At 58.9% G+C, this 8,957-nt stretch carries 8 protein-coding genes; 6 read left to right on the top strand and 2 right to left on the bottom strand.

Annotation, left to right across the window (positions count from 1 at the left end; genetic code table 11):
• Positions 1 to 562: 562 nt before the first annotated feature.
• The 5 genes from NW856_RS03385 (at position 563) to NW856_RS03365 (ending at position 4,674) form a co-directional block, all read left to right on the top strand.
• Complete coding sequence (locus tag NW856_RS03385) at positions 563 to 784, top strand: DUF2949 domain-containing protein (RefSeq protein WP_414399082.1); 222 nt, start codon at positions 563 to 565, stop codon at positions 782 to 784.
• On the top strand, positions 765 to 1,847 hold the full coding sequence (gene mazG, locus NW856_RS03380; protein ID WP_414399081.1) for a nucleoside triphosphate pyrophosphohydrolase: 1,083 nt from the start codon (positions 765 to 767) through the stop codon (positions 1,845 to 1,847). Before NW856_RS03385 ends, mazG begins: the two co-directional genes overlap by 20 nt.
• Positions 1,848 to 1,970: 123 nt before the next feature.
• Complete coding sequence (locus NW856_RS03375) at positions 1,971 to 3,008, top strand: isopenicillin N synthase family dioxygenase (RefSeq protein WP_414399080.1); 1,038 nt, start codon at positions 1,971 to 1,973, stop codon at positions 3,006 to 3,008.
• A 125-nt stretch (positions 3,009 to 3,133) separates the two neighbouring features.
• A complete protein-coding gene (locus NW856_RS03370; RefSeq protein WP_414399078.1) occupies positions 3,134 to 4,075 on the top strand; it encodes a transglutaminase family protein in 942 nt (313 codons plus the stop codon).
• Between the two features lie 92 nt (positions 4,076 to 4,167).
• Positions 4,168 to 4,674, top strand: coding sequence for a DNA recombination-mediator protein A (locus tag NW856_RS03365; RefSeq protein ID WP_414399077.1), 507 nt, complete (start codon positions 4,168 to 4,170; stop codon positions 4,672 to 4,674).
• A 9-nt stretch (positions 4,675 to 4,683) separates the two neighbouring features.
• Here NW856_RS03365 and NW856_RS03360 read toward each other — a convergent pair whose 3' ends face one another.
• Positions 4,684 to 7,410 carry a CBS domain-containing protein gene (locus NW856_RS03360; protein WP_414399076.1) on the bottom strand — a complete coding sequence of 909 codons (2,727 nt, stop codon included), beginning with the start codon at positions 7,408 to 7,410 and terminating at the stop codon, positions 4,684 to 4,686.
• A 231-nt stretch (positions 7,411 to 7,641) separates the two neighbouring features.
• On the bottom strand, positions 7,642 to 8,190 hold the full coding sequence (frr, locus tag NW856_RS03355) for a ribosome recycling factor (RefSeq protein WP_011429597.1): 549 nt from the start codon (positions 8,188 to 8,190) through the stop codon (positions 7,642 to 7,644).
• 247 nt (positions 8,191 to 8,437) lie between these two features.
• Between frr and NW856_RS03350 the strand changes: the two genes are divergently transcribed.
• A partial coding sequence (locus NW856_RS03350; RefSeq protein ID WP_414399074.1) for a hypothetical protein occupies positions 8,438 to 8,957 on the top strand: 520 nt, incomplete at its 3' end.

Below are 8,957 nucleotides of genomic sequence, written 5' to 3'. Positions count from 1 at the left end.
TGAGCTTTAAGAACGGGATGCCCCACCGCTCTCTGCTTATCATAGCGCAGGAATCTCCGCCTCTCATCCCGACTCCCATGCTGATACATAGAGGGCGGGACTTCTCGGCGGTCTAGCTAACCCGAGCAGGATGGCAGCCCCAGGGCGGATCCCAGAGGAGCCGAACAGATTGGATCCCTGAGCAGTTATTGTAGGATTTTTATCTAAATACCAGAATTAGTCAGATAAAAAAGTAACATCTTGCCAAGGCAAGTTGGTTTCTCCAAACAAAGAAGAAGCAGCCAGCCTTTCGGGGTGCTGCCAACTGATCGCCAATCTGCTATCATACCATGACCTCTCGCTACCCATTTTTTGTGTCCTTGGATACAGAAACCTCATTTGCTGAGGCAATTTAGGGGTTTTCTTGCCGTGGAGCTGTGGGCACAGGGCTTGGTAAGCTCACCTGTGGCCTATTTGCCAGCCGGATCTTTGCCGAAACTCTGTAGGAGTGTTAAGAATAGTTACGTTAGTTTACTATCTTCTCAGTTTCATATTTGTCCTTCTTCAGCGCTGCGAAACGACCATGCTAGATCCCATTCCCCCCCCAGCCCTTGAGGAATATCTCTTGCAAACGGGCATCATCGACCGTTCTCAACTGAGCCTGGCCAAGAAGCTGCAGCATCGCCAGCAAGGGCCGTTGCTGATGATCCTTTTGGAGTTGAGTTTCATCGATCTGGAGCAGCTCAGCCGCCTTTTGGATTTGGGCCGCGCCTACCCTTTTGATCATGCTGCAAACGCTGGATAGTCTTCAGCCCAACTGGCAACAGGCTCTGGCTCGGTGGTTCGCTGCTGAGCAGGGATCCCTGCTGCTGAAAAGCTGTGGGGGCCAGGATCTGGCGAAGCTGCGCAGTGTTTTGCAACAGATCTGTTCTCCTGTCCAGTCTGTTACGTTGCTAACAGAAGACTTGGAGGTGGTGGCCGGCCCATTGACGCTCCAAAGCTGGGATCCTCAAGCGACGGGCCATTTTGCCCACCTTTATCTGGAGCGTTCCGCCTCTAGCTCACACATGAGTCGTTTGGCGGCTATTGTTGCTCGGTTGCGCGCTCCCGACGGGTGTCCTTGGGATCGGGCCCAAACTCCAGAGTCTCTTACCCCCTACATTCTTGAAGAAGCGTATGAGACGGTAGCTGCCATTCGAGCCGGGGATCCGGCGGCGATTGCCGAAGAGCTGGGGGATTTGTTGTTGCAGGTGGTGTTGCAGTCTCAGATCTTTGCCGAGCAGAACCACTTTGATCTGGAAGCTGTGGCTGCGGGAATTGCCGATAAGCTCATCCGCCGTCACCCCCATGTGTTTGGGGATGCTGTGATGGCAGATCTTCCGGAGTTGCACCGCTCTTGGGAACAGATCAAGCAAGGGGAGCGACCGGATCAAAGCCTTGGCCAAAAACTGCTGCACTATGCCCAAAGTTTGCCTCCCCTAATGGCTGCCCTGAAAATTTCCTGCAAAGTGGTGGGGGCAGGGTTTGAGTGGCCAACGGTGGAGGGGATCTGGGCCAAGATCCGCGAGGAAGAAGCCGAGCTGCGTCGAGAATTGGAGAGGGATCCCCCCGATCCAACTCGGCAGGAAGCCGAACTGGGGGATCTGCTTTTTGCTCTGGTCAACTTGGGCCGTTGGTACGGTTTGGATGCTGCCCAAGCTCTGGCCCAAACCAATCTGCGCTTTGCCCGTCGTTTTTTGCGCATGGAAGAGCTGGCTCAGGAACTGCTGGGATCCACGCCCGGCGGTGGCAAAAGCTCCCTTCTGAAAGGGCGCAGTCTCCAGGAGCTGGAAGTCCTCTGGCAACAGGCCAAGCAAGAGTATCCCTAGTTTCGTTTCTGGATGTGGGGTTGAGCCGGTGCCAGCTCTGAGGGGGTATCCGCCCACACAGTCTTGGGGCAGGTTTTCTTCGTAGGGTAGGAGCTGTTCTGAGCGCCTGTCTCTACGTCGGCCATGTCTCCAGTTTCTTCCTTTGAGCAAGCTGGGATCCCTTGTCTGGATTTGACCCCCTTTCGGGAGGGCACGGATCCGCTAGGGGTTGCAAAGGCTTTTGGGGCAGCCTTGGAGGAGGTGGGGTTTGTGGTGATCACAGGGCATGGGATCCCGGAGGCCATCATACAAACAGCCTACGAGAGAGCGAGGGCTTTCTTCGACCTGCCGCTGGAACAAAAAATGGAGGTGGTGACTCCGGATCGCGTCAAAAACCAGGGATACCTGCCGATTGGCATCGAAAGTGTAGCCGCTACCCGTGGGGCAGAGGTTCCCTACGATCTCTGTGAGGCGCTGGTGTTCAATGACCTGTTTCGGGAAGATCCACAACGGCCCCAAGCAGGGGTGGATCCGGATTCGGGCAACCTTTGGCCCACCCATCCAGCAGGACTGCGGGCTGCTCTTCTGGCTTATGATGCGGCTCTGCTTCAGCTCACCCAAACCTTGATGCGCATGGGCGCGTTGGCTTTGGATCTGCCGGAAACCTATTTTCTGCCTTTTATGGAGGGGAAAGGGGGAGTGCTGCGGGCTGTGCATTATCCTGAACAGGAGGTGGAGCCCATCCCGGGACAGCTACGCTATGGGGCTCACTCCGACTACGGTGGCTTCACGATTCTGCGACAGGATGGGGCGCCGGGAGGGCTGCAGGTGTACTCCAAAGCAGGAGAGTGGATTGATGTGCAGGCTGTTCCCAACGCCTTTGTCATCAACGTTGGCGATCTGCTATCCCGTTCGACCAATGACCGTTGGCGCTCCACGTTGCACCGCGTGGTCAATCCACCCCGATCGGCTTTCGGTTCCAGTCGCCGCCTGTCTTTGGTTTACTTTACAGCTCCTCGGGACGATGCTTGGATCGAATGCCTGCCCACATGCCAGAATGCAGCAAACCCCCCTCGCTATGCTCCTGTACAGGCTGGGGAGTACATCCGCTCTAAGCTGGAGGTTTCGATGATTGGGGAGGCAGGGCAGAGCTCTCGGAGATCTCAAACTCGGGATCCCTGAAGTCTAGAGATCTCGGGCAGACGATGCAACCGCTTCTTGGCTTTGATCTGGGAGCAGTTTGGGTTGCCTGATCTCGGTGCTCCTTTGCCTGTGATAAAACTCCTTGCCCGTCATTTGGCCAACCTGTGCAAATTCAGATCCGCCATCTCATCGAATATCGCTACAGTCGTCCAGTCCAACTGGAGCCCCATACGGTGCGATTGCGACCGCGCTGCGACGGGATCCAGACTCTCCTGGCTTTTGAGTTGCAGGTGGATCCGCAGCCGGTGGGCCAATCGGCGCTGGTGGAGCTGGAGGGCAACGCGGCAGTTCGGCTTTGGTTTGAGGATCCCACCGAGCACTTGCGCATCCAAACTCAGGCCACGGTGCTCACCCTGCGGCAGAATCCCTTCGACTACCTGCTCTGCGATTGGGCCACCCATCTCCCCATCGACTATCCCAGCACGCTGGCAGCCCAATTACAGCCTTATCTGACGGCTCAGGCGGATCCCGGCATCCAGGCCTTGGCCTGGGAGCTATGGGATCACGTGCAGGGGGAAACGACAGCTTTTCTGCCGGCGCTGAACCAGCGCATCTATTCAGAATGCCGCCACATCTTGCGGGAAAAGGGGGATCCCTGGCCTGCCGGCTTGACCTGGCATCGCAAAACCGGAGCCTGCCGCGATTTGGCCCTGGTGTTCATGGAGGTCTGCCGTACGGTAGGCTTGGCCGCGCGCTTTGTCAGTGGCTACCAGGTCAGCCCCTCGCAGCCTTCGGGGGAGAGCAGGGGTGGAGAACCCCCAGAGCCTGTGCGCCGTCATTTGCACGCTTGGGCGGAGGTGTACTTGCCAGGGGCCGGTTGGCGGGGCTTTGATCCCACCCAAGGGTTGGCCGTGGCCGATGGTCATGTGGCTTTGGCGGCCAGCGCTTATCCCAGAGATGCTGCCCCTCTCTACGGCCATTGGCTGGGCAGGGGCGTTCACAGCAGCATGAGCTACACCATCCACATTCAGGCGGGATCTTCCGCCCACAGCCAAGCCCAGCTTGCTGCAGACAGCCTGAGCACTCCACCAAAAGTTTGGGGCTGAAGCCGTAGAGCTTCAACTTGGCCGGATCCCAAAGCGGAAATTTGAGATAGCATAGCCTAGCCCAGATCTTGAGAATTTGCCGAGGGATCCCGTTGACCCAGTCTATTGATGTCTCCACCAGCGTTGATACGTTTTTGCAGGAGTTGGCCGCCATTCAGCAAGTTGGGCCGAAGCGAGTGGCCATCCTGGGCAGCCGTCATGTGCCCATTACCCACCAGTATTTGATCGAGACCCTCAGCTATGCTTTGGCCCTCACGGGCAATCAGATCCTCACCTCTGGGGCTATTGGCACCAACTTGGCCGTCATTCGGGGGGCGATGCGGGCGGACATGAAGTCCTTGACGGTGATCTTGCCGCAGAGTTTGGAGCGACAGCCGGCAGAGTCGCGGGCCAGCCTGGAGCAGGTGCTGCATCTGGTGGAACATCCCGAAAACGACCATCTTCCCCTGGCGGAGGCCAGCCGCCTGTGCAACCTGGAGATCATCGGCAAGTGCCAGCAGTTGATCTGCTTTGTTTTCCACGACAGCGTCACGCTGCTGGATGCCTGCAAGCATGCTGAGGAACAACACAAGTTGGTCACTCTCTTCTATTTCGACTGATTTGCCCTTCTACTTTCTTCCTCGGTATTGAGCTTGCGGCAGGGGGAAGTGTTCTTGTAGCCAGGCTTCAGCTTCTGCCGGGGTGGTGAGTTCGCCGTTCAGGGTGAGGCAACGCAGTTGCTCCAAAATGGCTTGGAAGGGGCGACCTGGCTTATAACCCAGACGACGCAGATCGTGGCCGTTGAGCAGCGGCTTCACCCAGTACCACTCCTGCAAGTAGCACCAGATCAACCGCCGGGCCGGCTTGGGGGCGATCCCGGCCAACAAAATCACCGCCGGGATCCGCAGCCCCTGCAGCAGTTGCACCACCTGGGCCGGAGAGAGGGTGCCGGGATCCAATTGGGCCAACAGGGTTTGGTAATAGGAGGAATGGCTGAGGCGTTCGATGCCTGCTTGGGTGAGGTGGAGTTGGCTGGCCACCTGGGGGGCTTGGGGTAGGGTGAGGAGGAGAGCCTCTAGGCGCAGTTGCCAGATCTCCTGGGATCCCAGCTCAGGATAGCGGCGGCGAAAGTGATAAGCCCAGCGGCCCACCCGTTGCAACCGCCGGCACAGGGAGGGATCCCACTCCAGGTCGGGGTGAATACAGCGCAAAGCTCCCCATTCTGCCAGCCGCTCAAAGGCTTGGGGCCAATCGCGGGCTCCGAGAATATAGGCCAGCTCCTGCTTGAGGCGATCCCCGCCGACGGCATCGTGCAGACCACTGGCCACGGCAGCGCGGATCCATTTTTCTGTGGTCGAGTCCAGGGCGAAGCCCAAGCGCACCGCAAAGCGCACCGCCCGATAAATGCGGGTGGGATCCTCGATGAAGCTGTTGGGGTGTAATGCCCGGATGATCCCCTGTTGCAGATCCGCTTGTCCGCCGAAAAAATCCAGCACCTGTCCTCGCTGGGGGCCGTTGAGGCGCAAGGCCAAGGCGTTGATGGAAAAATCCCGCCGATAGAGGTCTTGCTGAATGGATCCCATGGCCACTTCGGGGGGAGAGGCCGGGTAGGGATAAAACTCCGTGCGGGCGCTGGCGATATCCACACAAAAGCCTCCTGGCCAGATCAAGGCCGCCGTTTGGAATTTGCCGTGGATCTCCAGCCGCGCTTCCGGGAAGCGTTGTTTGAGCGCTTGTCCCAAAATCAAGCCCCAGCCTGGGGGATCGATCCCATCCGGGGCCGAAGAGTAGGGCCCATCCACCACCAAGTCCAGATCCAGCCGCTCCAGGTTGGGCGAGGGCTGCCGTCCCCACCGGTGCAGCAGCAGATCCCGCACCGTTCCCCCCACCAGATACAACCTCAGGCCCTTCTCATCGGCGATGTGGGCGGCCTGCTCCAGCAACTGTCGATGCCGCTCCGACAGGGTCGCGAAGGTGAGATCCAAAGGGCAGGAAAGGGTGGGCAAAGCCAACTGCGGTGAGAGGGCCGGCAACTCGTGTAGGTGCCGCAACACATCGGTGCGAGTTACAATGCCCACCAACTGTCCATCCTGGAGAACCGGCAGGCGGCCAATATCCCACTGCACCATCAACCGCTGAATCTCCGCCAAGGGGGTGTCGGGGGAGAGGGTTTTCACGTCGGTGGTCATGTAGCCCTTGACGGGGGCATGGCCAAACCCGTGATGCAGGGCGATATCGATATCCCGCCGCGAGATCACCCCCACCAGGCGACCTTGAGCGTCCACCACCACCAGGCCGGAATGGCCGTAGCGCAGCAGCACCCGCTGGGCCTCGTCGATGGTGATCTCCGGTCGGATGGTGCGCACCGGAGCCGACATCAAATCTTTGGCCGTCACCGGGGGCGGGATCCGCTCTTGGACAGCCTGCCTGAGGGCCGCCATGACTTGGGCCGGGTCGGGCAAAGGCTGCTCTGGGCTGGCTTTTAACGTGGCTGCTGCAGCACAATCGTGTCCACCGCCGCCGTAGAGGGCCATCACCCTGCCCAACTGGGCAAACTCCTGCCGCGCCCGCCCGATCAGGCTGAGCCGCTCCCCCTGCCGCGCCACCAAGAGCAGCACATCCACTCCCGTCAGATCCATCAGCCGCATCACCAGGCCGGCCAAGCCGGGCACAAACTCCGGCAGCTCCAGCAGCCATTCTCCCAGGCGATACTCCCCCACCTGCTGCACCTGCATCTGGGCCAACCCCTGGCTGAGCAGCTCGCGCATCTCTGGGGTGAGGCCATCCCCCAAAAAGCGCCGCAACAAGACCAGGTTCACCCCCTGATCCAACAGCCAGCTCAGGGCAGCAGCATCGCGGGCGGTGGTCTCCGGGAAGGTCAGGGATCCCGTATCCATGTGAATGCCCAAAGCCAGCGCCAGCCGCTCAAAAGGGCTGAGAGGGATCCCAGCAGCCTGCAGCCGCTCCACCAGCAAGGTACAGGTGGCCCCCACGGCCTCGATATGACAGTTCACCTGCTGCTGCGGCCAAAGGCCATCCGGTGGGGTTTCCGGATCCCTGAGGTGATGGTCGAAAATCTCGATTTGGGTGCCGGGGACGCTCAACCAAGCGGCAGCTTTTCCCAAGCGATCCGGATCGTGACAGTCCACAACAATCCACCGCTGCACCTGTCCCGGATCCACAGAGCGCAACTCAATGAGGGGAAATTCATCTCGGTACAGGGCCAAAAACTCCTGCACCCCCGGCAGGGATCCCCCGGTCAAGGCGATGCGGGCACCCGGATACAGGCGGGCCGCTCCCACCGCCGCCCCCAGGGTGTCGAAATCCGCCGATTGATGGCACAGGATCAGATCCATTGCGGCAAGAGTTGTCGTTTTCCCCCCTTCCATCCTGGCCTAAGCCGGGATCCCTCTTGTTGGAATTGGACGAGGAGAAACGAACGGCTGCCCGACTTCGAGGGGCAAGTGGAAACCTTGAAGTTTCGGGATGAGTGTCGAGTTTTGATCAAAAAATGGGGTCTTTAACCCCGTCCTACGGCTATGCAGAAGCAGGCCAGTAGCGTGGGGAGTTATGTCCACAAGGAGCTTTTACAGCGTCGTCAGCTCCTTTTCTTTTTCTGCCAGCAGCTCATCGATCTTTTTGATATAGCGGTCGGTCAGCTTCTGGATGGCATCCTGCAAGCTTTTGGACTCATCTTCAGACAGCTCGCCGTTTTTCTCCCGCTTGCGCACCGAGTCGATGCCATCCCGCCGGATGTTGCGGATTGAGACTCGCCCCTCTTCGGCTAGCTTGGCCACCTGTTTGCTCAGCTCTTTGCGGCGCTCTTCCGTCAGGGGGGGAATGGTGAGCCGCACCACCTTGCCGTCGTTGCTGGGGGTTAGACCCAGGTCAGAGGCAACAATGGCCCGCTCAATGGCCGCCAGGGTCGAGGGATCAAAGGGCTGGATCAAGAGAGTGCTGGAGTCTGGCGTGGTGAGGCTGGCCAGGGCCTTCAGGGGAGTGGGCACGCCGTAGTACTCCACCTGAATCCGATCCAGCAGGCTGGAATTGGCCCGCCCGGTGCGTACCGTATTAAAGGAGCGCTGTGTGGCTTGCACAGCTTTGTTCATCAACTCCTCAATCTCAGCTAGCTCCACGGGGTTTTCCTCGCTTTCAAAATCAGTTTCCAGATATCAGGCTCTGGCAGCAAACCTGGCACCTCTACGGTGAGCCTGACCTCAATTTTACTGCCTTGTTGGGATCCAGATGGGATCCCGTTCCTCAGAGCTGCACCTGCAGTCGGCGAATTTCTCGCCAGATGCCCCCCAGTGGGATGGTACGAGCTCAAAGCTTCCCCTAAACTGCTCTGCAGTTTACTGCACAACACAGGCACAACAAAGTTTTATGCTCTCTCGCCAAATTGGTTCTTCAACGGCCCTAGCCTGGCTGATCGGCAGCTTGAGTCTCTTGGGTTTTGGAGCGGCTGCGGCAGCCTTAGAGCTGCAGATTGTGTCCCCCAATGCTTATAAAGTGCCCTACCTGGGAATTGATGGTGTTTTCACTCTGGATACGTCCCTGGAACAATCGGCCAACGATCCGCGCAATCCAAAGCGGGTGAAGTTCGAGAAGATGGAGTTCTTCTCCTTCTACGCCGATCTGGAGGGGAAAAAGCCCCTGGCGGAAAATTGTCGCTACGCCTATCGGGGGGCTGCGCCGGATCCCTTCTACTACCCCGATCGTTCCCTCAGTTCCATCTGGGATCTGTTTCAGTTGCAGCCTGGAGCAGACGCCAGTTGCGAGACCTTCACCTATGTGATTCTGCGGGCACCCCACGGGGATCCGGTGCATATGCACCTGCGCTACGGAGGCCGCAACAGCAGCTTCCAGGAACTTGTAAACTACCCGGCTCCGACCGCTAAGCGGT

This window comes from Synechococcus sp. R3-13, assembly GCF_047462195.1.
In the GTDB taxonomy this organism is placed as follows: domain Bacteria; phylum Cyanobacteriota; class Cyanobacteriia; order Thermostichales; family Thermostichaceae; genus Thermostichus.
This window is presented reverse-complemented; position numbering and strand designations above follow the sequence as displayed.

Coding starts and splice junctions, on each gene's coding strand:
- NW856_RS03385 (WP_414399082.1), top strand. CDS start 563: ATGCTAGATCCCATTCCCCCCCCAGCCCTTGAGGAATATCTCTTGCAA.
- mazG (WP_414399081.1), top strand. CDS start 765: ATGCTGCAAACGCTGGATAGTCTTCAGCCCAACTGGCAACAGGCTCTG.
- NW856_RS03375 (WP_414399080.1), top strand. CDS start 1,971: ATGTCTCCAGTTTCTTCCTTTGAGCAAGCTGGGATCCCTTGTCTGGAT.
- NW856_RS03360 (WP_414399076.1), bottom strand. CDS start 7,410: ATGGATCTGATCCTGTGCCATCAATCGGCGGATTTCGACACCCTGGGG.